This window comes from Spirosoma flavum (assembly GCF_042686045.1).
Taxonomy (GTDB): Bacteria; Bacteroidota; Bacteroidia; order Cytophagales; family Spirosomataceae; genus Spirosoma; species Spirosoma flavum.
This window is the reverse complement of sequence record NZ_JBHUOM010000048.1, coordinates 273,933-298,613: the sequence shown is the minus strand read 5'-3', so window position 1 is coordinate 298,613 and position 24,681 is coordinate 273,933. Positions and strand designations below refer to the sequence as shown.

Annotated in this window: 20 protein-coding genes and 1 tRNA gene; 17 read left to right on the top strand and 4 right to left on the bottom strand. The window is 45.0% G+C overall.

Annotated features, from left to right (window positions below; genetic code table 11):
• Positions 1-106: 106 nt before the first annotated feature.
• Positions 107-400 carry a TIGR03643 family protein gene (locus ACFS25_RS30340; protein ID WP_381508746.1) on the bottom strand — a complete coding sequence of 98 codons (294 nt, stop codon included), beginning with the start codon at positions 398-400 and terminating at the stop codon, positions 107-109.
• 40 nt (positions 401-440) lie between these two features.
• On the opposite strand from ACFS25_RS30340, the gene ACFS25_RS30335 reads away from it, so the two are divergent.
• Positions 441-599, top strand: coding sequence for a DUF2256 domain-containing protein (locus tag ACFS25_RS30335; protein ID WP_381508744.1), 159 nt, complete (start codon positions 441-443; stop codon positions 597-599).
• Positions 600-654: 55 nt separating this feature from the next.
• The gene (locus tag ACFS25_RS30330) at positions 655-2,364 is read left to right on the top strand and encodes a glycoside hydrolase family 10 protein (RefSeq protein ID WP_381508742.1); all 1,710 of its coding nucleotides are present in this window, start codon (positions 655-657) and stop codon (positions 2,362-2,364) included.
• A gap of 2 nt (positions 2,365-2,366) precedes the next feature.
• On the opposite strand, the gene ACFS25_RS30325 is transcribed toward ACFS25_RS30330, so the two are convergent.
• Positions 2,367-3,602, bottom strand: coding sequence for a 4-hydroxy-3-methylbut-2-enyl diphosphate reductase (locus tag ACFS25_RS30325; protein WP_381508740.1), 1,236 nt, complete (start codon positions 3,600-3,602; stop codon positions 2,367-2,369).
• Between the two features lie 237 nt (positions 3,603-3,839).
• Here ACFS25_RS30325 and ACFS25_RS30320 point away from each other — a divergent pair, with 237 nt between their 5' ends.
• Both ACFS25_RS30320 and ACFS25_RS30315 read left to right on the top strand, forming a co-directional pair.
• Positions 3,840-4,313: a flavin reductase family protein gene (locus ACFS25_RS30320; protein WP_381508738.1), complete on the top strand. Its 474-nt coding sequence runs from the start codon at positions 3,840-3,842 to the stop codon at positions 4,311-4,313.
• 64 nt (positions 4,314-4,377) lie between these two features.
• Entirely contained in the window at positions 4,378-5,664 is a 1,287-nt protein-coding gene (locus ACFS25_RS30315) for a hypothetical protein (protein ID WP_381508737.1), read from the top strand.
• Between the two features lie 29 nt (positions 5,665-5,693).
• Here ACFS25_RS30315 and ACFS25_RS30310 read toward each other — a convergent pair whose 3' ends face one another.
• Complete coding sequence (locus tag ACFS25_RS30310) at positions 5,694-7,217, bottom strand: GH3 auxin-responsive promoter family protein (protein ID WP_381508735.1); 1,524 nt, start codon at positions 7,215-7,217, stop codon at positions 5,694-5,696.
• A 71-nt stretch (positions 7,218-7,288) separates the two neighbouring features.
• Positions 7,289-8,197, bottom strand: coding sequence for a glycerophosphodiester phosphodiesterase family protein (locus tag ACFS25_RS30305; RefSeq protein WP_381508959.1), 909 nt, complete (start codon positions 8,195-8,197; stop codon positions 7,289-7,291).
• A gap of 326 nt (positions 8,198-8,523) precedes the next feature.
• Here ACFS25_RS30305 and ACFS25_RS30300 point away from each other — a divergent pair, with 326 nt between their 5' ends.
• From ACFS25_RS30300 to ACFS25_RS30240, 13 genes are all read left to right on the top strand, one after another.
• Positions 8,524-10,953, top strand: coding sequence for a penicillin acylase family protein (locus tag ACFS25_RS30300; protein WP_381508733.1), 2,430 nt, complete (start codon positions 8,524-8,526; stop codon positions 10,951-10,953).
• Positions 10,954-11,032: 79 nt separating this feature from the next.
• Entirely contained in the window at positions 11,033-11,410 is a 378-nt protein-coding gene (locus ACFS25_RS30295) for a hypothetical protein (RefSeq protein ID WP_381508731.1), read from the top strand.
• 57 nt (positions 11,411-11,467) lie between these two features.
• Complete coding sequence (locus ACFS25_RS30290; protein WP_381508729.1) at positions 11,468-12,064, top strand: OmpH family outer membrane protein; 597 nt, start codon at positions 11,468-11,470, stop codon at positions 12,062-12,064.
• 271 nt (positions 12,065-12,335) lie between these two features.
• Entirely contained in the window at positions 12,336-12,797 is a 462-nt protein-coding gene (gene smpB / locus ACFS25_RS30285) for an SsrA-binding protein SmpB (RefSeq protein ID WP_381508727.1), read from the top strand.
• A 176-nt stretch (positions 12,798-12,973) separates the two neighbouring features.
• Complete coding sequence (locus ACFS25_RS30280) at positions 12,974-13,489, top strand: HNH endonuclease (protein ID WP_381508726.1); 516 nt, start codon at positions 12,974-12,976, stop codon at positions 13,487-13,489.
• 258 nt (positions 13,490-13,747) lie between these two features.
• A complete protein-coding gene (gene rpsA, locus ACFS25_RS30275; protein WP_381508724.1) occupies positions 13,748-15,535 on the top strand; it encodes a 30S ribosomal protein S1 in 1,788 nt (595 codons plus the stop codon).
• A 142-nt stretch (positions 15,536-15,677) separates the two neighbouring features.
• Positions 15,678-15,748: transfer RNA gene (locus ACFS25_RS30270), tRNA-Cys, on the top strand.
• A gap of 228 nt (positions 15,749-15,976) precedes the next feature.
• Positions 15,977-17,299, top strand: a complete 1,323-nt coding sequence (locus tag ACFS25_RS30265) for a c-type cytochrome (protein WP_381508722.1) — start codon at positions 15,977-15,979, stop codon at positions 17,297-17,299.
• Positions 17,300-17,393: 94 nt separating this feature from the next.
• Entirely contained in the window at positions 17,394-20,507 is a 3,114-nt protein-coding gene (locus tag ACFS25_RS30260) for a TAT-variant-translocated molybdopterin oxidoreductase (RefSeq protein ID WP_381508720.1), read from the top strand.
• Between the two features lie 104 nt (positions 20,508-20,611).
• The gene (nrfD, locus tag ACFS25_RS30255; RefSeq protein WP_381508718.1) at positions 20,612-22,042 is read left to right on the top strand and encodes an NrfD/PsrC family molybdoenzyme membrane anchor subunit; all 1,431 of its coding nucleotides are present in this window, start codon (positions 20,612-20,614) and stop codon (positions 22,040-22,042) included.
• A gap of 78 nt (positions 22,043-22,120) precedes the next feature.
• Positions 22,121-22,654 carry a DUF3341 domain-containing protein gene (locus ACFS25_RS30250; RefSeq protein ID WP_381508716.1) on the top strand — a complete coding sequence of 178 codons (534 nt, stop codon included), beginning with the start codon at positions 22,121-22,123 and terminating at the stop codon, positions 22,652-22,654.
• A gap of 14 nt (positions 22,655-22,668) precedes the next feature.
• Entirely contained in the window at positions 22,669-23,274 is a 606-nt protein-coding gene (locus ACFS25_RS30245; RefSeq protein ID WP_381508715.1) for a c-type cytochrome, read from the top strand.
• Between the two features lie 92 nt (positions 23,275-23,366).
• Positions 23,367-24,671 (top strand): quinol:cytochrome C oxidoreductase, encoded by a 1,305-nt coding sequence (locus tag ACFS25_RS30240; protein ID WP_381508713.1) that lies wholly within the window; start codon positions 23,367-23,369, stop codon positions 24,669-24,671.
• The last annotated feature ends 10 nt before the right edge of the window (positions 24,672-24,681 follow it).

Sequence of the window (24,681 nt, the reverse complement as noted above, 5' to 3'; positions counted from 1 at the left end):
TTCTTAAAACTTATTGGATTTCTACAAATTACAGAACAAATAGTACCAATCCTTTTCTTAAACGGCACAAAATTAAGTTTATTCTACTAGTTGCCAAATAGGATGTTTATCGTTTGGTAATCTTATTTAATGATATAATCCGTTGTCGATCCGATTTAAACCGGGCGTTACTGACTGCCGATAACATTGCATGTTTAGTTGAGCGCCCTTGTACGCGTGCTCGCCATCTACGCCATGATGACGGATTCATCTCCCGACGCATAACCTCAATGACTTCTTGTTCTGAAAGACCAAATTGTACGTCAATGGCTTCAAACGGAGTGCGATCTTCCCAAGCCATCTCGATAATACGGTCAATATCTGTATCGGTCAATTCCTCTATTTTGCTGGATGCCTTCATAGTGCTTAAACTTAGTGAGTAGACTAAGGGTTTTGGCTATATGAAAATGCGCAAGAAGTCAGACTTGCCAGTTAAACTCTGCCCAGTCTGTAACCGGCCATTTAGCTGGCGTAAAAAGTGGGAGCGTGATTGGGAGAATGTCATTTATTGCAGTGATGCCTGCCGACTAGACGCTAAACGGCAAAAAACGATTTTATAATCAGCGTAGGTGTGCCAGACTATGGTTAATTTTGGCAATTAACTCGCTCTATCTGATGCGTCTGATTGCTTATATTTGTCTACTACTTTTCGTTTTTTTTAGTGATAGCTGTCGGCAGGCCAAGCCTGTTGCTACTCAAAAACCTACTGCCAAGCCCACCCGACCCGTTACGGTCATTCCGGCTCCTCAAAAAACAGTCGCGGTTAAACCTCTTGCTCCCAAGCCAATTACACCAGCAGTTGTATTACCTCTGCCTGATACGTTAGATTTTGATGAAGTCGCTGAGCTGACGCCGGCTGAGCGTAGCGCTGTGCCCCCCAAGCGTGAATTTCGGGCTGTATGGATCGCAACCGTTGATAATATTGACTGGCCAAGCAAAAAGGGATTACCCGTTGCCGACCAGCAGCGCGAAATTGTGTCCATGTTTGATCAACAGCAGCAAATGGGGTTGAATGCAGTTATTGTACAGGTTCGGTCGGCGGCTGATGCCTTTTATGCCCGAGGTTCGGAGCCTTGGTCGGAGTGGCTAACGGGTCAGCAGGGTTTGGCTCCTGAGCCTTTTTACGATCCCTTGGAATTTATGATTGAGCAGGCTCACCAGCGTGGGCTGGAGTTTCATGCCTGGTTTAACCTCGATCGGGCAACATTCGGTAGATTGGCAAGCGTTGCGCCAACCAACATCATTTACCGTAAACCAGAGTGGATGTTAACGTATGGAGGACGAAAGCTTTTTAACCTCGGTCTGCCTGCCGTTCGCTCGTATATTGCTGGTATAGTGGCTAATGTGGTACGTGAATACGATGTGGATGGCATTCACTTCGACGATTATTTCTATCCCTATGCAGAAGCTGGTCAAACTCTGCTCGACGACAGCACGTATCTGGCAAATTTCAACGGCATGAAAAAGCCGGACTGGCGACGTGACAATGTCAACAAGCTCGTTATTGAACTCCGTGATTCAATACGATCTAATAAACCCTGGGTCAAGTTTGGTATCAGCCCGTTTGGTATTTGGAAAAATAAGAGCAATGACCCGGAGGGCTCCGCTACCAATGGTGGTCAGGCATACTATGACCTGTATGCTGATACCCGCAAATGGGTGCGTGATGGTCTGATAGATTACATTGTCCCTCAAGTCTACTTTAGTTCGGAGTTTGGGCGGGTGCCTTATAAAACATTAGTAGAGTGGTGGACTCATAATTGCGGTAATTGCCACTTATACATCGGGCAGGGAGCTTACCGGGTTGGGCGTGGTTCTGAACGCGATCCTGGTTGGGGACGGGCAACGGAATTTCCTGAGCAGATGCGTTACAACCGGCAGCAGCGGGCCGTACAGGGGAGTGTCTTTTTTAGTGCTAAAAGTTTGCAGACTAACCCACTGTCTATTCGGGATTCGTTACAGAATAATTTCTATCGCCATCCTGCTCTCGTGCCAACAATGAAGTGGCTGGACAGTATTCCGCCCTTACCCCCGCATAATTTGAAAGCTGCCATGACAACTGAAGGGATTGAGTTATTCTGGCACCAATCAGCCGAAGCCATGGATGGCGACGGCGCTAACTCCTATATCGTTTACCGTTTTGAGGGTCGACGCCCGCGCTTACGAACAAATGATCCTCGCTCTATAATAGCGCAATGTATGGGCGAATCATCTACGCGATTCGTGGATAAAACTGCCGACCCGAAGAAGAAATATGTGTACGTAGTAACTGCCCTTGATAGGTTGCACAATGAGAGCCGGGAGGTAACGATAAAGGTGCCTTAAGCTTATTGCACAAATTCGCTCACTACATCTTCCACAGGTCGGGAATCGGGGAAAAAGCTGACAAGTTTTAATAAAATGCCCTCTACAACGGCATCAGGACAGGAGGCCCCACAGGTTAGTAACACCGTAACCGGGCTACTGGTTGGAAAAAAGTTCTCGCTTACGATTTCCTGTTTGGTATGTCCATTAAAGTGCCGTATTAGCTTATCAGATAGGATTTTCTGTTCTGATTCAATAAAGTATGTCGGCAGCTTTTCTTCACAAAGTTCAACGATGTGAGAGGTGTTGGAGGAATTATAACCACCAGCTACAATGGCAAAATCGGCCAGGGTTGGATAAGTCAACAACGCGTAAGTAGCATCCTGATTATCGTTGGTTGCGTAACAAAGAGTATCGCGCGTATTCGCAAAGTGAGCATCAACATTATCTCCCGTCAGCGAATATTTTTGTATCATTACCTGCTTCAGATAATCAGCAATACTCTGTGTATCAGAAGCCAGCATAGTGGTTTGATTCACAACACCAATACGCTGTAAATCTCGGCCTGGTTCAAACCCGATAGAATATTGGCCGGAGAATTCGGTGTAAAACTCCTCCGTAGGTAATTCGCCCGTGATGTATTTTGCTAACCGCTGCGTTTGGGCCATGTCTTTAACCACAACCGTTGGGGCGGCTTCCTTACTGTGCGAAAACGTAGCACGGGTCTCCTCATGGCTCGGTTTGCCATGTACAATTACTGTATAATCTTTCTGCCCAATCTGACTCGCCTTATTCCAGACTTTTTCGACAAAAGGGCAGGTCGTGTCGTATTTTTCGATGTCCAAACCCAGAGAAATTAACTGGTTTTGAGTCTCTAACGTTGTGCCAAACGCCGGAATAATCACGACATCATTCGCGGTTAATTCCGACCAGGGTGTGAGTTGTCGCCCGCTTGTATCCATAATAAATCGCACACCCCGGTCATGCAAATCAGCATTGACATCGGGGTTATGGATCATCTCACTCAGCAGGAAAATCCGTTTATCGGGGTTTTCGGCAATGGCTTTGTAAGCAATCTCGACCGCGTTTTCGACACCATAGCAAAACCCGAAGTGTCGGGCAATAAACACCCTGATAAGACCAAAATCAAGCAGGGTAGGGGTAAAGTCCCGTTTTAATTTATCGCGCTTCCGCCGAAATTCTTTCAGGGGCGTGATAATGCTGCTACGGTAATATTCAGGTATGTCGAAGGACTTCATGTACTCACAAAGTTAATAACAAGTCCGCCGAAGCGTGGCAATGAGTGCGCGAAAAAGAGTATCATTCTTAATTTTAATGATGCCGATCTCTATTGAAAAACAGAATAGCTACGGGCTTCGTTCGGTACAAAGTTAACTACGATACATATTGCCCTGTAACATAGATATCAACCGTTTATTTCAGATCAATTCTGAAAAATATAGACCAAAATCCACTGTCATTTTTAGAATTAACTCATGTCTAAACGCTTGCTGAAGTACAAAAACTACGATGTTCATAGTATTACGACAGTTGCTGGTGGGAAACAAAACGCCAACATTGTGACGTGGCTCACTCAGACGGATATGGGTGGCAAGGTACTGGCCGTAGCCTTGTATAAAGTTGATTATACAATTGAGCTGGTGCGGGATAGTGGTATACTGAACGTAAATCTGCTGGCAACTGACCAAACCCGCCTGATTCGTAAACTCGGTCAGCAATCTGGACGCGATAAAGACAAGTTCAAAAATCTACCTTGTGCCCTCGACAACCGCAATTGTCCTTACTTAACCGAAGCCATTGGGTATGCGCAATGCCGTGTAATACACAGTATAGACGCAGGCGACCACGAATTGTTTATCTGCGATGTGTTGAAAACAGTTGTACTTAACCCTGACAAAGAGGTGCTGACGAATACATTTTTGAAAGTGAATAGACTGATACGTGGGTAATTAGAGGCTGGCGATTATATTTGGCTGTAGTGGTTGTGACCTTCCTCAAGCTAATGATTCGTTTATGGTGAATGCTAATGTACTTTCAGCCGACGCCGACCAGTGGTCCTGGTGGCGTAAGTTACTGTTTCGCTTTTGCTGTATTTATCTGATTCTTTACACTGCGCCCTGGACATGGCTTAGTGATGTTCCCGTATTGCAGCTGATCGGTGAGTACTACAGTAAAATAGAGAACTGGTTAGTTAACCTTACAAATACATACATCTTTCACGTAAAAGACGTACTGGTTCCTTTAAATGGCAGTGGAGACACATCGTATGGATATGCCCAGATATGTCTCTTTGTATTGTTGGCTGTCACTGGTACGTTATTTTGGACAATTTTTGACAAACGTCGAAATTATAATACGGCTTATTATTGGCTGCTGATACTGGTTAGATATTACGTGGCAATAATGGCTTTGAGCTACGGGATTATCAAACTGTTTGGGCAACAGATGATATTCCCTTCATTGAGTGCCCTTGCTACTCCACTGGGCGACCTGCTGCCTATGCGCTTCTCCTGGTATTTTGTTGGTTATTCAACGTCCTATCAGTTTTTTTCAGGTGCAGTCGAGATGGTGGCTGGATTATTATTGCTGTTCCGACGTACGAGTACGCTGGGTGGGTTTGTAGCCGCAGGCGTATTCCTGAATGTCATGATGATGAATCTTTGCTACGATATTCCTGTCAAGCTGTTTTCCATCCATTTGTTTGCATTCAGTAATTTCCTGTTGCTTGGTGATGCCAAACGGTTGCTTAATTTTTTCATTTTCAACAGGCCAACACAACCGTCCTCTCAGTTTACGCTGCAAAAAAAGTGGATGAGAACGGGTCAGGTAGTACTGAAAATCGCTTTCGTTACTTTATTTTTAGTCAAGCCTTTGTACGGATCATACCAAAATACGATGGGATCGAACGGCGGATCGGCCCTAAAGAAGCTGGCTACTGGTTTTTTCACGGTTGACCAATTTCAGGGTAATGTTGTCGATAGCTTACGTTGGAAGGATGTTATTTTTGAAACAAATAACTCGGGCAGTATCCAAACTGCTGACACTTTATTCAGACAACGGTATCGCCGGGGATATTTCAGCTATTCGCTTGACTCGCTAAACCACACGGTTGCCTTTAAAAAGTTTGCTACTGATACTGCAGCACTTTTTACAATGCAGTACAGCATGCCGGATACCAATCACATAGTATTACGGGGCAAAATCCGAAATGATTCATCTATAGTAGCGCTTAAACGCCAGAACAGGCATTTTCAACTGGCTGAAAGACAATTTCACTGGCTCTCTGAGGCAAACCGCTAGTCAGGAAAATGATCACTGTATAGGTGTACTTATAGTTCAAGAACCTGGCCCAGAATATCATCTAGATATTCCCGCGAGTTGGCCAAGCGGGGCACTTTGTGCTGCCCACCTACTTTGCCACGCTGTTTCATCCAGGCATAAAACGTACCCTGTGGTACAACATGAATGCGGGGCCGTTTCAGTACCATATCATTGTAGCGTTTGGCGTCGTAGTCGGAGTTGATTTGCCGGAGCGTTTCGTCGAGGATCTGATTAAATCGTTGCTGATTATCAGGCTCCTGAGAAAATTCGATGACCCATTCGTGGCAGCCATTGCTTCCATTACTCATGTAATTTGGTCCGGCTGTGTAGTCAGTTATGACGGCTCCGGTGGCTTCGCATGCCTGCGTGATAGCCGTTTCAGCATTTTCAACAATCACTTCCTCTCCAAAAGCATTGATAAAGTGCTTCGTTCTGCCGCTCACTTTCAGCCGGTGTGGATATAGGGATGTGAATCGAACGGTGTCGCCAATTTTATACCGCCATAAACCCCCATTCGTTGAGACAACAAGAGCGTAGTTTTTATCTAATTCGACTTCATCAATGGTCAGCGCCTTCGGAAAAGGCTGGTCGGCTTCGTGTATGGATACGAACTCGTAAAAGATGCCATAGTCGAGCATCAATAGCATTTCGCCGATGCGGGTTAAGTCGTCCTGAATAGCGAAAAAACCTTCAGAAGCGTTGTAAACCTCCTGATACCGAACAGACTTAGATGGAAAAACCTGTTGCTGAAATAACTCCCTATAGGGCTGAAAATTGACAGCTCCATGCATCATTACTTCAAAATTTGGCCATACTTCCAGAATGTTCGATTTACCTGTAAGCGCTAAAACCTTGTCAATGAGTACCATGCCCCACGTTGGCGTACCGAGCAAACTGGTCACGTTTTCCTGCGACGTGACCTCGGCCATCTGTTCCAGTTTAGATTCCCATTCATCCATGAGGGCAACTTGGATGGATGGCGTACGGATGTACTGTGCCCAACTGGGCAGATTTTTCATGACAACTGCCGATATGTCTCCAACGGCACTGTTGGTACTGTATGGATTTTGGTGAAGACTACCGCCAATGGAAAGTCCTTTACCCTCAAACGCCCGGCTATCGGGGTTGTTGGCTATATAAAGAGCCATCATATCCTTGCCACCTTTAAAATGACTTTCGTCCAGCGACTCAGTTGTAATGGGAATAAATTTACTGCGTGCGTTCGTTGTACCCGACGACTTAGAAAACCAGCGCACCGGCGACGGCCAGAGCACTTTACTTTCGCCCTTCATGACCCTTTCGATGTACGGAAAAAGTTCTTCGTAACTTGATACCGGTACTTGCCGCTGAAAATCCTGGATGCTTCGAATGGATTTATACGCGTGTTTCTTGCCCCACTCCGTTCGGCAACCAGCCTGAATAAGTTGCGTAAAGACTTTCTGCTGCACGGCTCCGGGCTGTTTCATCATAGCCTCAATGCGTGGCAATCGCCGTTGCAGGAGCCATTTAAGCGTGGTATTTAGCGAGGTCATGAGGCTAAAATAACGTAAACCAACCAGCTTGAGGAGGTTAGTAATGAAAAGGTAAATTCAACTAATTCGTTTTATAAGCCGCTTGCCCGATCAGGATAGTCCGTAATTAATCCGTCAACGCCCCACTCTTTCAAGCGTTTCATATCATCGCGCTGATTGACAGTCCACGGAATAACCTTGATACCTTGCTTGTGCAACCGGGTAATTTTGTCCTGACTGACTAGTCGAAAATGAGGGCTATAGATATCTGGTTTGAAATCAAGTTCTTCCAGATTTTTTTCTGGGCTACGCAAATTTTCGACTAATGCTGACAACCTGACTTTGGGGTATTTGTTTTCCGGTTCAGAGCCTGCGTCTGCCGAAATGTGGTCAACTCCCTTCTTCCATTGGTTTAATATAGCAAAGTCAAAACTTTGGATAACTATCCGGTTTGCGTTAACTCGCTCTGCCATAAATTGTTTATTTAGTACTTTTTGCACAAGATCGCAGAACGCGGCAGGTTCGGGCTGACTTTTGTTATATTCTGAGGGATCACTTTTGATTTCAATATTATACGAAAACAAGGGCAGGTTTTTGGCTTTCCGATACGCTTCGGCCTGTTCGATGACTTCGCTCAAGAGTGGCTTGTATATTTTTAGTTTTTGTTGTTCAGGGTAGGCTGGGTTGCCATTCGATCCAACATCATAGCGTTTGATGTCGTCATAATTCATCTGATAGAGAACCAGACTTTTTTGCTCTTTCTTATCAACTGGAATTCCGTTTGGTGCAATACTAAAGGCTGAACTAAAGTAAGGATCGTGCGAAACGACTACCTGTTGGTCTTTGCTAATCACGACGTCCATCTCAAGGGTTGTCACACCGAGATCGAGAGCTTTTAAAAATGCCGGAACTGTATTTTCAGGCATTAACCCCCGACAACCCCGGTGGCCCTGTACGTCGAATGTGGGCGAATCTAACTGAACAATAGCCGCATAAGTCATGAAAAATAGGAACACAAGAACGTGCATAGACTAAATAGAAGATACGCTCAAAAATACAATTTCTTTTTTAGTATGGCTTTTTTAGCCCAACTACTTCATTTTCTTGATTTCTTTTCAAAGGTAAATTCTTCCAGATTAACTGTAATAGGGTATATACAAAAGCCATACAGGTGCAAATTTTCTAGAATGAACCCTATAAAATTGACTAAACGGTCTTTATTGACCAACACGAAAAAGAATTACCTGAGCAAGAAATGAAGACTTTTTATTTGGAGAGTACAATGGTAAACTTGCATCTATAACATTCTCTGCTGCTTCTACTTATTATGTGCTATACAAAGGCAATAGTTGTTTCCCTTATCACATTGGTATTTGCGTGGGCTTTAAATCGCTCGTGGGGTAGCGTCCCGGCATTTGGACCTTTACTAAGTCCGTTTGTGGGTTTCTGGCAAAATGCTGAATCAATTAACAACGACGATGACGAAATCACGCTCAACGGGACAAAAACACCCGTTACAATCGTATTCGATGATCTAGCCATTCCACATGTTTTTGCCCAGAACGATCACGATGCTTACTTTGCACAGGGTTACCTCACTGCCCGCGACCGACTCTGGCAAATGGAATTTCAGACGCATGCAGCCGCTGGGCGAGTTTCTGAGCTAGTGGGTGATAAAGCTTTGGAGCTGGACCGCTATAATCGCCACTTGGGTATGGGCTTCGGGGCTGAAAGAGCCCTAAAAGAAATGATGACTGACCCGCGCTCTCGTGAATCGGTCAATGCTTATACGGCGGGCGTAAACGCCTATATCAGTCAGCTGACACCGGCTCATTATCCGCTCGAGTATAAATTGTTAGGCTACGCCCCTGAACCCTGGCAACCCATTAAATGTGCTTACTTCCTGAAGTACATGTCAGGTGTGCTGGCCCTTGGTGCCGACGACCTGAACATGAGCAACGTGCTCAAAAAGTATGGTCCAGCCGTTACCACCGACCTTTTCCCCGATTACCCATTTCGGGAAGATCCGATTATTCCGGTTGGCACCAAGTGGGATTTCACTCCTGTTAAAGTGCCTGCTGTTCCCGCCAGTTTATTACCGGACGATACCAAGCCGTTGGCCATAAACTGGCCCGAGCATGACCCATCTATTGGTAGCAATAACTGGGCAGTTGGCCCCCAAAAATCGGCAACGGGTTATCCTATTCTAGCTAATGACCCGCATTTATCGCTTAGCCTGCCCTCTATCTGGTATCAAATGCAACTCGTGACCCCGACAATGAATGTATATGGTGCCACTATGCCGGGTTCACCGGGGGTAATTATCGGGTTCAATAAGCAAGTCGCTTGGGGTGTTACCAATGTTGGCGCTGATGTGCTGGATTTTTACCAGATTCGCTTTAAAGATGCGTACCGGCGCGAATACTGGCACGACAACCGTTGGAAACCAGTTAGCCGTCGGCTGGAAGTTATAAAAGTGAAAGGGAAAGCCGACGTTGTCGATACCGTACTTTATACCCATCATGGTCCGGTTATGTATGAGGCTGGACAGAAGCCCTTCGCAAAAAATGTTCCCGTTGGGTATGCCGCCCGCTGGATTGCGCATGAAGCCTCCAACGATTTCCTTACCTATTACTTACTTGACCGCGCCAAAAACCATGATGATTACCGAAAGGCGTTAAGTTATTACGGTGCTCCTGCCCAGAATTTCGTTTTTGCCGACGTAGCTAAAGACATTGCTATCTCGCCAAACGGTCGGTTTCCACTCAAATGGAAAGATCAGGGTAAGTTTTTATTAGATGGCACTAATCCCGCTCACGATTGGCAAGGATGGATTCCGGCAGCACAGAACCCTCACGTGAAAAATCCAGCCAGGGGCTTCGTCAGTTCGGCGAATCAATCATCGACCGACCCGACATATCCATATTATATCAACTGGCAATTTGGCTCACACGAACGGGGTAGTCGAATTAATCAGCGGTTAGCTGCTATGCAGCAGGCTACGCCCGACAGCTTGCGCTCTTTGCAGAATGACAATCTGAACCTGCGGGCGGCCAATGCGCTTCCAGTATTTCTGCCTTATATTCAGGAGCAAACCTTATCGGGCGATCAGGTAAAGGCGTTGGCAATCATTAAAAAATGGCGGTATAATCATGACATAGCCGAAACTGCACCAACCATTTTCACGGAGTGGATGCGTCAGTATATGGATGGTGTCTGGAAAGATGAATTTCCTAGTAACGATACGACAACATTACGGTATCCAAGTTTCGACCGAACCCTTCATATGGCTGAGAAAGAACCAAGTGCCCACTGGTTCGATAACATAACAACTCCCGCCCGTGAGACGATTGGTAGCGTACTGACGCAAAGTTTTCGGATGGTGGTTGATTCGCTGACCCGGCAGCACGGTCCTATCGGTACAGCATGGCAATGGGGTAACCATAAAGCTACCCGAATTAGTCATTTAGCCCGATTAGACGCTCTTAGTGCGTTGAACGTACAAATAGGGGGCGGTGCTGGTATTGTTAACGCAACTACCGAGCGAACCGGACCATCATGGCGAATGGTTGTCGCACTCGGTCCTACCCCTAAAGCCTATGGTGTATATCCTGGCGGGCAGTCGGGTAATCCCGGCAGTCCTTATTACCTAAACATGCTCGAAACCTGGCGCACTGGTCAGCTTAATGAACTGCTATATATGCAGTCGGCACAGGATAAAAATTCACACATCAAGCGCAAACTCATAATCAAGTAATACGGGCATTAGTGTTCTAGTAGAACGCTAGAATACCAATTGTAAACGATAAAAGCGGCATTCCAGCCGCACGACAAACATGATTGAAATCAGTCTAATTGCTCTTTTGAGTCTGGTGGCTCAACTCATCCTTCCGTGGTGGAGCCTTGCCGTAGTAGCCTTTATTGTCTGCTTTTTTCGGAGTCAGAACGCATGGAGGGCATTTTTACAGAGCTTCATTGGGGTAGCGGTAGTATGGCTGGCCTATGCCCTGCTCATTCACTCCCGCACTGACGGAGTTTTCACCGGGCGCATGAGCGAATTGCTATTTAAAACAAATACTGCCGCATTTCCTTTACTGGCAGTAACCCTAATAAGTGGTTTGGTAGGAGGGTTAGCCGGGCTATCGGGCTTCTTTGTCAGACAGGCTACCGGAAATCAAATGGCTAGTAGCACTGCCGGGCAGTCCCGCTCGTAATTCCATAAATCCCTTTACCTTTGTACCACTAACTGATAACTAACTGATTAATTTCCTGTGAAGAATGCCTCATTGATTCTAAACGTCATCCTGACGATTGCCGTAGCTGTACTGTACTACTTGCATTTCAAAGACCGCCAGCCTGAAGCCATTTCTACCGTAAAAACGTCTACTGAAGCAAAAGGAAAGGCTATTGTTTATGTGAATGTTGATTCACTACTAACCAAATATGAGTTTTTTAAAGACACACAGAAAGTCCTTGAAAGCAAACGGTTTCAATTAGAAAATGATCTTGCTGGCAAAGGTCGTAACCTTCAGAACAAAGTAGCATTTTTTCAACAACGGGCCGCTACTATGACTCAGGAGCAGGGCCGGGCTACCGAAGCGTCGCTTCAAAAGGAGCAGCAAGATATTTTGGCTTATCGCGAGCGGGCTGCGCAAGGTCTGGCTGCCGAAGAGCAAACAAAAAACAAACAGCTATACGACCAGATTTTTGATTACCTTAAGAAAGAAAACGCGCAGAATAAATACGAGTTCGTGCTTGGCTATACAAAGGGTGGTGGTATTCTGTTTGCCGACCAATCGGGCGACCAAACCAGCAGAATTCTAGCTGGACTGAACAAAGAGTATCTGGCTAAACAGACGAAGAAATAAGCTTCAGTTGCATTCAATCAAGTATTTATAAGTTTCGGCTACTAAACGGAAAGAGCTATTCGTTTGGTAGCCGAAATTGTTTGCACACAACTGTATCAATTTCTTCCGGTCTGTAAACCTCTCTTGCTTTTCCTGTGTTCTTGCTCTTACCCGACTGTTTCTATAGCGTTATTGAGCCAGGGTAACAGTAGACTAGACACGATTCATCAGAATTCGAAAGCTGCATCTTTTCAGATATACACAACATTATTAGTCCACATTATACGACAGTATGGCCACTGCTTCTATTGTTAAACAAGTTGATATTCGTAACCGCCGGGCTTCGTTCGAGTACTCGTTTTTGGAAACCTACACAGCGGGTATCGTCCTGACGGGTACCGAAATTAAATCCGTTCGGCAGGGAAAGGTGAATTTGCAGGATGCCTATTGCCTGGTTCATGGTGAAGAGCTTTTTATCCGTCAAATGAGCATTTCAACGTATACGGAAGGAACGCATTATAACCACGAACCCCTACGCGACCGTAAGCTTTTGCTGAAGAAGCGCGAAATCAAACGAATTACTGAAAAGCTGAAAGATCAGGGATTGACCATTGTACCCACTCGAATGTTTACGAGTGAACGCGGTTTTGCCAAAGTTGACATTGCGCTGGCGAAAGGTAAAAAACTATTCGACAAGCGCGACAGCATTAAAGAGCGTGACGTTGAGCGGGATATGCAGCGGGAGCAGTACTAGACTTTACAGGTAATGGGAAAGTCAATTTTACAGGGCAACCTACTTCTCAAGACTTTATTGCTTAAATTGTTCATAGGTTATTTTTACCCTTTATCGTGCCGTTAAATTTTCCACAAGTATTGCCCATGTGTGGATAACTCTGTAACTTGCTACCGTACAGAGGCTCTAAACGCGATATGGGTAGGAAAGTATTAGTCTTAAATCAAGATTACAGTGCATTCAGCATCTGCTCCGTTCCCAAAGCATTCTTGCTGGTTTATTTAGACAAAGCTGAACTCGTTGCCGAATCCGAGCAGTTTATGCTCCGAACCGTTTCGGCAGAGTTCCCGATGCCATCAGTCATTCGTCTGCATCGGTACATAAGCTTACCCTACAAAGGCGTTATGCTTACCCGGCAGAATATCTTCAAGCGTGATGGTCACCACTGTCAGTATTGTGGAACGACTGAAGATTTAACCCTCGATCACGTTATGCCAAAGTCGAGGGGGGGCAAAACCAGTTGGGACAACCTTTCTACAGCTTGCAAGCGGTGCAACTCACGCAAAGGTGACTATACACCCGAAGAAGCTAACCTTAAATTGCGCCAGAAGCCCTTTAAGCCTACATTTCTGGTTTTCCTTCGGGAGTTTTCGGGTTCTCTTGAACAAAGCTGGATGCCATTTTTAGCGAAAAAAGAGAAAGCATTTAAATAACGTTACAAAGAGAAAAGGGCCGGTAGAAAAGAAGAAGTGGATGCCGTATTGGTTCCTTTCCTCTTTTCTACCGGCCCTTTTCCTGTTTTTATTCTCCTTTCTCCCTCAACATCAAAGACTTTTGCCGTTTCCGAAACTTTTTTAGAAAGCAATTGCTATCTTTGCAGTCCTTTTCTAAAGGGAAAAAATTCACAATTAAAAGTCAGCCCACCATTGACCCACGGGCTGATGTACCGAGGGGGTCAGGAAACTTTTTTTATGAGCAAAACGCAGCAACGCGAACTGCCGGCATTTGATTGGGACCGGGCAGACAACAAAGGATTTGGAAGCGGCTATTCGGTTGAAGAACATGACCGGATGTTGGAACTTTACGACAACACTCTGTCGGAAGTTAAAGAGAAAGAAGTGGTAATGGGAACCGTCGTTGGGATAACAGATCGGGAAGTACTACTTAACATCGGCTTTAAGTCGGATGGCTTAGTGCCAGCTTCTGAATTCCGGGATATGCCGGACCTGAAGATGGGTGATGAAATTGAAGTTTACGTAGAAAACCAGGAAGACCCTAACGGCCAGTTGGTGCTCTCGCGCAAGAAAGCGAAAGTGATTACCGCTTGGCAGAAAATTCAGCGTGCTTTGGACGAAGACCTCGTTATTGATGGTTTCGTTAAACGCCGGACAAAAGGTGGACTTATCGTTGATATTTTCAGCATTGAAGCGTTCTTGCCAGGTTCGCAAATCGACGTGAAGCCAATTCGCGATTTCGATGTGTTCGTTGGTAAGAAAATGGAGGTTAAAGTCGTCAAGATTAATTATGCCAATGACAATGTAGTCGTTTCGCATAAAGTCCTGATCGAGAAAGACCTTGAAGCACAACGTGCTCAAATCCTGAACAACCTCGAAAAAGGTCAGGTATTGGAAGGCGTTATCAAGAACATGACCAACTTCGGTGTGTTCATCGATCTTGGTGGTGTAGATGGTCTGTTGCACATCACGGATATCTCGTGGGGTCGTATCAGTCATCCGTCAGAAGTACTGCACCTCGACCAGAAGGTCAATGTGGTTGTACTCGACTTTGACGAAGACAAGAAGCGTATTTCACTCGGTATGAAACAACTCCAGGCTCATCCTTGGGATGCTCTGGCTGAAGAGATTCAGGTTGGATCGAAAGTGAAAGGCAAAATCGTAAATGTGGCTGATTACGGCGCGTTCCTCGAAATTCAACCAGGTGTTGAAGGGCTAATCCACGTATCGGAAATGTCGTGGTCGCAGCATCTGCGCAATCCACAGGAGTTCCTGAAAGTTAATGATGAAGTAGAAGCACAAGTGCTGACACTGGATCGCAACGATCGCAAAATGTCGTTGGGCATCAAACAGCTAACCGAAGATCCCTGGACTCGTCCTGAATTGCGTGCTAAATACGCCGTTGGTACGAAACATAAAGGATTGGTGCGTAACCTGACCAACTTTGGCTTGTTCCTCGAACTGGAAGAAGGCATCGACGGACTAGTACACGTTTCTGACTTGTCATGGACGAAAAAGGTGAAACATCCTTCAGACTTCATTAAAGTTGGTGACGATCTTGAAGTAGTTGTTCTGGAATTAGACGTTGACAATCGTCGTTTAGCTCTGGGCCATAAACAACTTGAAGAAAATCCATGGGATACGTTTGAAACGGTCTTTGCTGTTGGCACTATTCACCGTTGCACAATTCTGAGCAAGAACGACAAGATGGCTACCCTCGAACTGCCTTATGGCATCGAAGGTTTCTCGTCGCTTAAGAATCTTGGAAAAGAAGACGGTACCTTTGCTGAAGTTGGTGAAACACTCGACTTCAAAGTAACGGAATTCTCGAAAGATGAGAAGCGAATTATGCTTTCGCATACGAAAACATGGCAGGAGAAAAACGAACCTGTGAAAGAACAAAAAGCCCCAAAAGTGGCTTCGGTGAAACCAGCTTCGGCACCAGCTCAAGCAGAGCGCGGTGCTACACTAGGAGACATTGATTCACTGGCTGCTTTGAAAGAGCAACTTGAGGGCCGGAACTAAAATAGTTCATCTGTAATAGCGGTAAGTGCCCCTACCTTCTAGGTTAGGGGCACTTTTTTAAACTTGACGTTTTCTCATACCGGATAAAAGCGTATGTTTGCAGTCCCGAATGCTTGAATTGTCATGTATCCGGTTTTAATCAGGTTCCGTGGCCGAGTGGCTAGGCAGAGGTCTGCAAAACCTCGTACAGCGGTTCGAATCCGCTCGGAACCTCATTTAGCATCAACAATGCCATCTAACTGATTTTCTTAATTGAGATGCAGTCAGATGGCATTTTGTTATATTAATATGGTTAAAAAACAATTAATTATGGCCCTGTATAAGCCTCACTAATTAGAAACAATATAAATAAATTAGGTGAACAAATAACTAAAGAGCAATTTTTGCCTATACAGCAATCGTGTCGTACTTTTGGGCGCTAATAAAAAGGCGGTGGTGATTATGTCAATCAACTCAAAAAATATAGTTCATAAAATGAGTGGCTTCTATAAGCTTTGCGTGGCTATTGTTCTGTCGCTACTACTACTGGTTTCCAGCAGTCAGGTGAAAGCGCAGGATGCGACAGCAGGTGGTGCTCCAGCCGCAGCATCGACAGCCCCTGCTGCGGGCGGTGCTGATGCCGAAAAAGGTAAGACCTTATTTACTAATAATTGTGCTCAATGCCATGCTGTAACGGACGAGAAAGTAGTTGGTCCCGGTCTCAAAGGCGTTGAAACGCGTACACCTGGTAAAGACTGGCTGCACAAATGGATTAGAAATTCATCGGCGGTAATTGCTACCGGTGATGCATACGCGAATCAAGTGTTCAATGCAAACGGCAAAGTGCAAATGTCGAGTTTCCCGAGTTTATCGGATGCTGACATTGATGGTATTCTTGCTTACATCGACCAGAGCGGTAAACCAGTAGCCTCAGCCGTAGCGGCAACTAGTGGTGGCACATCAGACGGGACAGCAACTGCCTCTTCCGCTTCAGGCCCATCTGAATTGTTTACGTTTGTTCTGGTTGCTTTATTAGTAGTTATGTTGCTGGTCTTAGGTGTCTTGCTGACGATAGTAACGATTCTATCGAAAGCTGTTACGCCGATAGCCACTACTGATGGAACAGTAGTCACATCTTCATTTGGTCAACGCCTTAAAACGGGTATGTCAGATGCCTTCAATAATCCGACCCTTCGATCAATTGTTATTTGGCTTTTCCTCTTGGTCGTAACCAAAGCGACTATCGATGGTGCCTATGGCGTGGGTATTCAACAAGGCTATGCGCCGAAACAGCCCATCGCCTATTCGCACAAACTACATGCCGGCCAGTATAAGATCGATTGTAATTATTGTCACACAGGTGTTAACAAGGGTAAGAGTGCTACTATTCCGGCTGCTAATATTTGCATGAACTGTCATGGCGTCATTAAGAAAGAGTCGCCTGAAATTCAGAAAATCTACGCGGCTATTGAAAATAATCAACCAATTGAATGGGTTCGGGTCCACAACTTGCCTGATTTGGCTTATTTCAACCACGCACAACACGTAAACGTAGGTAACGTAGCGTGCCAAACTTGCCACGGCGAAATTGAGAAAATGGAAGTAGTTGAAGCTCGCTCGTCCTTGACGATGGGCTGGTGTATCGATTGCCACCGCCGGACTGAAGTTAATACCAAAGACAACGCTTACTACGATAAATTGGTAGCTCTGCACCGGAAAGAAAGTAAAGAGCCACTCAAAGTAGCGAATATCGGCGGTTTGGAATGTTCTAAATGTCACTATTAATTTGATGTATAATGAGGACCAAAGGAAGTTACTGACTTCTGGTTTGTTTCATAGTATACATTATTCATCTTAACCATTGCCGCATACAACACGCATGGAAAATACATCTAAACGGTATTGGAAAGGGGTTGAGGAATTACGCAATGACGCGACGTTTGTTAAGAACGCCAACAGCGAATTTGCAAATCCTGACCTAAGTGAATCATCGAATGATCTGGATGGTCTGCTCGGTGGCTCAAATACCCAACGCCGTGACTTTCTTAAAGTAATGGGATTTGGTATGGCGGCTGTCTCGCTGGCTGCCTGCGAGACTCCGGTTCATAAGGCTATTCCGTATATTAATAAGCCAGAATTTACATTCCCATCTATTTCTGATTATTACGCATCTACGTATAGTGAAGGTGGTGACTATGCGGCTGTTCTGGTCGAAACTCGTGAAGGCCGACCTATTAAGATAGAAGGCAATCCGCAATCGAGCATATCGAAAGGGGGGACAACGGCACGTGTTCAGGCATCAGTTTTGTCGCTTTATGATATTGATAAATTAAAGGGAGCGAAACGTGGTGAGGCCGATATTGATTGGGCTACCGCTGACCGAGAAATCATCAGCCAACTAAATTCGGTTGCTTCGAAAGGTGGTGCCATTCGTATCATTACGTCAACAATCCTCAGTCCGGCAACTAAAGCTGTTATTGCTGACTTTGCTGCGAAATATCCAACAGCTCGCCATATTACATACGATGCTAATTCTGTATTCGGCATTGTACAGGCAAATCAAACCTCGTTTGGTAAAGCTGTTATTCCATCCTATGATTTTGGCAAAGCCGAGACTATCGTTAGTGTCGGTGCTGATTTTCTAGGAACATGGATAGCTCCGCTCGAATTCATGGGATCTTACGTAAAAGGTCGCCAGATTGGTGCTGTTGGAGGGGGTAAGAAAACCATGTCACGGCATTATCAATTCGAAACGGGCCTGTCAATGACGGGTTCCAATGCTGATTATCGTACGGCTATCAAGCCATCGCAGGAAGGGTTGGTTGTCGCTGCACTTTACAACAAAGTGGCTGCCAAATTAGGCGGTACAGCTATAAGTACGGCATCTATTACTGTTGCTAATCTAGACAAAGCGGCTAATGATCTAGCTCGTTCGCGCGGTAAAGCATTAGTGGTGTCGGGTTCTAATGATCCAAACGTACAAACAGTTGTCAATGCGCTGAACAACCTATTAGGTAGCTACGGGACAACAATTGATATTAATACGCCGGTCAACTACCGTCAGGGGAATGACCAACAGATGAGTGCCTTTGTAAACGAGGCCAAGGCTGGGCAAGTTGGGGCCGTTCTTTTCTTCGGTGCTAACCCAGTATACGATCATCCACGTGGTGCTGAATTGGCCGAAGCATTGCCAAAAATTGCTCTGTCCATTTCTTTTGCTGACCGCGCTGACGAAACAGCTTCGCTGTCAAAATACATTACACCCGCTCCCCATTACCTGGAGAGTTGGAATGATGCTGAACCAAAGCCGGGCTTTTATAGTCTGACCCAGCCAGCCATTACGTTTATTTTCAAAACTCGTCAATTTCAATCGAGTTTATTGACATGGTCTGGTAAGCCAAGTGATTATCAGACGTATCTGAAAAATTACTGGCGGACAACATATTATCCGAAAACATCGGGTTTTAGCTCATTTGATGCTTTCTGGGTAAAGGCTCTCAATGATGGTGTGTTTGAGCCCAATAAAGGCCAGACCATTGCGGGTAGCACTCCATTTACTGGAAATGTGGCGCAGGCTGCAACAGGTATAACTCAACGGTATAAGCCAACGACAGGAGTGGAGTTGGCCTTGTACGAAAAAGTTGGTGTTGGTACAGGAGCGATGGCTAACAATCCATGGTTGCAGGAATTACCTGATCCAGTTTCGAAAGCTTGTTGGGAAAATTACGCTGCTATTTCCCAGAAGACAGCTACTGGTATGAGCCTGGCTCAGAACGACTTGGTAACTGTTTCTGTAAATGGCAAATCGATCGAGTTGCCAGTACTGATTCAACCAGGTCAAGCAGACGATACCGTATCGATAGCTATTGGTTATGGCCGTGAGAAAGCCGGAAAGTCAGCGAACGGTGTTGGTAAAAATGCATATCCACTTGCAACTGTAACAGAAGGATATGTAACGTACGCTGCTTTCAACGCTAAAGTTGAAAAAGCCAGTGGGACACGCATTATTGCACAAACGCAAACACACGATACCGTAATGGGTCGTCGGGCTGTTTTGCAGGAGTCAAGACTGGCTGATTATCAGAAGAACCCGAAAGCTGGCCGTTACGAGCCAAAGGTAGAAACCTCAGTAGGGCCAACTGATGCTGTTGACATTTCGCTTTGGAATGGTTATGGTAAACCGAACCACTCATGGGGCATGGTCATTGACCTCAATTCCTGTGTGGGGTGTGGAACTTGTGTTGTTGCCTGTAACGCAGAGAATAATATTCAGGTCGTTGGTCGTCAGGAAGTGATTAACCGTCGTGAAATGCACTGGATGCGCATTGACCGCTATTATAGCAGCGATGCTGAAGCTGAAGATTATTCTGCCTTAGAAGTAGCTTCGGCTAATCCGGAAGTAACTTTCCAGCCGATGCTTTGCCAGCATTGCAGCAATGCTCCCTGCGAAACTGTCTGCCCGGTTCTGGCTACGACTCATAGTTCGGAGGGGTTGAACCAAATGACGTATAACCGTTGCATCGGTACACGTTATTGTGCGAATAACTGCCCGTATAAAGTGCGCCGTTTCAACTGGTTTAAATACTTTGACAATGATAATTACGATTATCATTTCAATAATGACCTTGGTAAAATGGTCATTAATCCAGACGTAACAGTTCGTTCACGTGGGGTTATTGAAAAATGTTCTTTCTGTGTGCAACGAATTCAGGAGACTAAATTAACGGCGAAAAAAGAACGTCGTCGGTTGCAGGCTGATGAAGTTCAGACCGCTTGTGCGCAGTCTTGCCCAACTAGTGCTATCACATTTGGTGACATGAATAATCCAGAGAGCACCATCTCTAAAATACTCGAGGTTGAATTGCAAGGACGTGCATTCCATGTATTGGAAGAAATCAATGTGAGACCACAAATTTCTTATCTAACCAAGATTCGAAATAAAGACGAGGAGCCGAAGCAAAATGAGAATGCTCGTCAGGAATCACACGTATAAATTAATTACATTTTACGAAAGACGAGGGTTGATTTTAGAACAATCCGATATCACAAACCGTAATTTGTTTATTGTAAACCATACATCATAAATCAGTAAGATATATGTCGCATGTTACATCAGCCGTAAGAACTCCCCTTGTCACCGGTGGTAAGACCTATGCCGACGTGACGGAGGATATCAGCAGACAGGTTGAGGGAAGTCCTACCCGAGAGTGGACAATTGCCTTTACCATTTCTGTGGTTGTGCTCATTTACGGAACCGCCTGCGTATTCTGGACATGGTGGGAAGGACTGGGTGTTTGGGGATTGAATAAAACAGTTGGCTGGGCCTGGGATATTACCAACTTTGTATGGTGGGTAGGTATTGGCCACGCTGGTACATTGATTTCTGCTATTCTATTGCTATTCCGTCAGAAATGGCGGACGGCTGTAAACCGGGCGGCAGAGGCTATGACCATTTTTGCCGTGTTATGTGCCGCCAGCTTCATTCTCATGCACATGGGCCGCCCCTGGATGGCTTATTGGGCATTGCCTTTACCTAACACGTTAGGTTCTCTTTGGGTGAATTTCAAGTCTCCATTAGTATGGGACGTATTTGCTATCAGTACTTATTTTACCGTATCACTGGTATTCTGGTACATGGGTTTATTGCCAGATTTAGCCACAATTCGAGATCGCGCTCGTAGCAAGGTATCACGGTACATTTACGGTGCGTTTTCTCTAGGTTGGAATGGCTCGGCTAAGACTTGGGCTCGGTATGAATACATGAGTTTAATTCTGGCTGGTCTCTCAACTCCGTTGGTACTATCAGTACACACAATTGTGAGTATGGACTTTGCTACCTCGGTTATTCCTGGTTGGCACACAACTATTTTCCCTCCTTATTTCGTTGCCGGTGCTATTTTCTCGGGCTTCGCAATGGTGCAAAATTTAGTTCTTATTATTCGGGTTGTATTTAAACTTGAAGACTACATTACTATTGAGCACATTGAATCGATGAACAAGGTTATTACCTTGACCGGATCTATTGTAGGAGTTGCTTATATTACTGAATTCTTCATCGCCTGGTATTCAGGATCTGAATTTGAAGGCTATGCTTTTATTAACCGGGCAACTGGACCATATTGGTGGGCTTACTGGGCTATGATGACGTGTAATGTGGTTACACCACAGTTATTCTGGTCACGGACCATTCGTAGAAGCATTGTATGGACATTTGTATTGTCTGTCATTGTAAACATAGGGATGTGGTTTGAACGGTTCGTAATTATTGTAACATCGTTACACCGTGATTACCTGCCATCAAGCTGGGCTATGTTCCACCCAACGCTGTTTGATATTAGCGACTATATCTTCTCATTCGGTTTTTTCTTCACCTTATTCTTATTGTTCGCTAAGTTCTTGCCAGTAGTCAATATGGCTGAAGTTAAGACAGTGATTAAGTCGTCCTCAGAAAGACTGCCGGTTTCGGTATCGGGCGTAGCAAGAGGTGAGCGCGTGGCTAATCCAACGTTCAACAAAGACGTAGAATAAGATAATTTCTGGTTCTCTAGGGAGTTGATGCGCAAGCAGTGGAGAACAATAAACTAGAAGTCCCAAACTGAGCTAATTATGTCAGATGTAAGTGGTAACGGTAAATTTCTGGTCGGTATATACGACGATGATGATGTTGTATTGAAAGCCGTTAAAGATGTAAAGGACGCGGGAGTCCGGATTCATGAAGTTTTTACACCATTCCCGATTCACGGCTTAGATATCGCGTTAGGGCACCCACGTTCTCGTCTTGGTATTGCAGCTTTCCTATTTGGGTTGAGCGGAACGCTTACAGCTTTGGCTTTAACTTTCTATACAGAGGGTTTTGATTGGCCAATGATTGTAGGGGGTAAAGATTCATATTCCCCCATAATTTATGTGCCGGTTATATTTGAGATGACCGTCTTGTTTTGTGCCTTAGGCATGGTTGGTACATTTCTGGTTTCGAATGGCATGGGACCAACGGTGAAGCCACTGATGTATGATCTTAGAACGACCGACAATAAATTTGCGATGGCTATCGACTTGAGCAAAAATAACATAGGTGAAGGTGATATTGAGCAGATTCTGAAAAAGTCAGGCGCTGCTGAAGTAAATGTTAAGCAGTTCTAATGTTCAGAATGGGAATGATTACTAAACATACGAGCGTAACAACACTGGCTTTTATTGGACTTTTATTTGCAGGTACGGCCTGTAAAAAGGGACATGATAATACCGGAATTGAATATGCACCCCAGATGTATGATGCCGTGGGTTATGAGCCGTATCGTCAGATTCGGGCTAATACAATTAATCCCCAGGGTCTAAATATGCGTCTTCCTGCACGCGGTACCGTTGCCCGTCCAAATTATCATACGACGTTCGGCACTGGTGCAAATGCAACAACTGACTTGATGATCTACAATATCCCGGCTGATAGCATTGGGATAGCGGAGCGGGTCTTAACGAACCCAATTCCAGATTCGGAGAAGTCGTTGGCAGATGGACAAGTATTGTACACACGCTATTGCAGCCATTGCCATGGCGCGACTGGAAAAGGCGATGGACTTGTTGGGAAAGAATACAAAGGTGTTCCTAATTATTCGACGGATGCCTATAAGACTATGAATGACGGGCATATTTTTCACGTGATAACACACGGGAAAGGTCGTATGTGGCCCCATGGATCCCAGATCACACCAGAAGATCGGTGGAAGATTGTACAGTACGTTCACAAACTCCAACAGGGATAAATTTAACGTCGGATACAACGTAGCTTATTGATTTTAATTAGTTCGTTTAGTGAGTATCCAACGTGTTTTAATTAATTGACAAACCAATAAGAATGGCATCGGCTCACGCAATACCGTCCTTAGACGAAGAATTTGAATTTACGGCAGACGCTAAACGTCGGTTGCTAATTGGTATTGGGGTCGGAGTCGCGATGGTGGCAATCGGCGCATATTTATTGGCATCGGGTGTTGGTTCACATGAGACCCATGCAGCCGCTCATGGTGCTGGTGCTCACGAAGGTGGCGGTCACCACGCATACAAATGGACCAATCGTCTATGGGCCAATGTTTGGTTAAACGCCATTTACTTTACAGGGGCGTCGGTTATCGGAATGTTTTTCATTTCGTACAATTATCTAGCTCAGGCTGGTTGGTCGTCGGCTTTCAAGCGTATTCCTGAAGCTTTACCTGCCTATTTACCCTACATGGGAATTGTTGTTGTAGCGGTATTTTTCATTGCTGGACAAGATTTGTTTCATTGGACTAATCCAAACCTGTTTGACAAAGCTAGTTCTGAGTATGATCCCATTATTGCAGGTAAATCCGGCTTTTTGAATACGCCGTTTTACTTAGGCCGAATTTTTCTCTATTTCGTCCTTTGGTACGTTTTATGGAGAATGCTACGTGGCTTCTCATTACAGGAAGATATACATGGTGGTACTGAGTATTATGAAAAGAGCATTAAATGGGGCGTTGTATTCCTTTTAGTGTTTGGGGTGACTTCGTCTACTTCAGCATGGGACTTTGTTATGTCTATCGATACCCACTGGTTTAGCACCATGTTTGGCTGGTATACATTGGCAAGTTGGCATGTTACAGGGCTGGCTATCATTACGTTAGCTGTAGTTACGTTGAAAGAACAAGGCTACTTAAAGATTGTCAATGATAGCCATCTACAGGATCTAGGTAAGTTCATGTTTGCGTTCAGTATCTTCTGGACGTACGTATGGTTTGCCCAGTTTATGCTTATTTATTACGCTAACTTACCTGAAGAAACTATTTATTTTCGGGAGCGTTTTAGTGGATATGGGGGCATTTATAAAGCGCCTTTCTTCATAAACATATTTCTGAATTTTGTGTGTCCTTTCTTGATTCTAATGACCAGAGACTCAAAGCGGACGTACATTATTTTGAAGTTGGCCGCGTGGTGTATCATCATTGGTCACTACTTTGATTTCTATGTGAATATTATGCCTGGAACGGTAGGTGAGCATGGTGGTTTTGGACCGATTGAATTCGGTATGATTCTTATTTTTGCGTGTGGTTTTATCTGGACGATTTCCTCTCAGTTGGCTAAAGCTAATCTGATTCCCAAGAATCACCCGATGTTGGAAGAGGCAATACACCATGATATTTAATTAATAACCT

Coding starts and splice junctions, on each gene's coding strand:
- ACFS25_RS30340 (WP_381508746.1), bottom strand. CDS start 400: ATGAAGGCATCCAGCAAAATAGAGGAATTGACCGATACAGATATTGAC.
- ACFS25_RS30335 (WP_381508744.1), top strand. CDS start 441: ATGAAAATGCGCAAGAAGTCAGACTTGCCAGTTAAACTCTGCCCAGTC.
- ACFS25_RS30330 (WP_381508742.1), top strand. CDS start 655: ATGCGTCTGATTGCTTATATTTGTCTACTACTTTTCGTTTTTTTTAGT.
- ACFS25_RS30325 (WP_381508740.1), bottom strand. CDS start 3,602: ATGAAGTCCTTCGACATACCTGAATATTACCGTAGCAGCATTATCACG.
- ACFS25_RS30320 (WP_381508738.1), top strand. CDS start 3,840: ATGTCTAAACGCTTGCTGAAGTACAAAAACTACGATGTTCATAGTATT.
- ACFS25_RS30315 (WP_381508737.1), top strand. CDS start 4,378: ATGGTGAATGCTAATGTACTTTCAGCCGACGCCGACCAGTGGTCCTGG.
- ACFS25_RS30310 (WP_381508735.1), bottom strand. CDS start 7,217: ATGACCTCGCTAAATACCACGCTTAAATGGCTCCTGCAACGGCGATTG.
- ACFS25_RS30305 (WP_381508959.1), bottom strand. CDS start 8,197: ATGACTTATGCGGCTATTGTTCAGTTAGATTCGCCCACATTCGACGTA.
- ACFS25_RS30300 (WP_381508733.1), top strand. CDS start 8,524: ATGTGCTATACAAAGGCAATAGTTGTTTCCCTTATCACATTGGTATTT.
- ACFS25_RS30295 (WP_381508731.1), top strand. CDS start 11,033: ATGATTGAAATCAGTCTAATTGCTCTTTTGAGTCTGGTGGCTCAACTC.
- smpB (WP_381508727.1), top strand. CDS start 12,336: ATGGCCACTGCTTCTATTGTTAAACAAGTTGATATTCGTAACCGCCGG.
- ACFS25_RS30280 (WP_381508726.1), top strand. CDS start 12,974: ATGGGTAGGAAAGTATTAGTCTTAAATCAAGATTACAGTGCATTCAGC.
- rpsA (WP_381508724.1), top strand. CDS start 13,748: ATGAGCAAAACGCAGCAACGCGAACTGCCGGCATTTGATTGGGACCGG.
- ACFS25_RS30265 (WP_381508722.1), top strand. CDS start 15,977: ATGTCAATCAACTCAAAAAATATAGTTCATAAAATGAGTGGCTTCTAT.
- ACFS25_RS30260 (WP_381508720.1), top strand. CDS start 17,394: ATGGAAAATACATCTAAACGGTATTGGAAAGGGGTTGAGGAATTACGC.
- nrfD (WP_381508718.1), top strand. CDS start 20,612: ATGTCGCATGTTACATCAGCCGTAAGAACTCCCCTTGTCACCGGTGGT.
- ACFS25_RS30250 (WP_381508716.1), top strand. CDS start 22,121: ATGTCAGATGTAAGTGGTAACGGTAAATTTCTGGTCGGTATATACGAC.
- ACFS25_RS30245 (WP_381508715.1), top strand. CDS start 22,669: ATGATTACTAAACATACGAGCGTAACAACACTGGCTTTTATTGGACTT.
- ACFS25_RS30240 (WP_381508713.1), top strand. CDS start 23,367: ATGGCATCGGCTCACGCAATACCGTCCTTAGACGAAGAATTTGAATTT.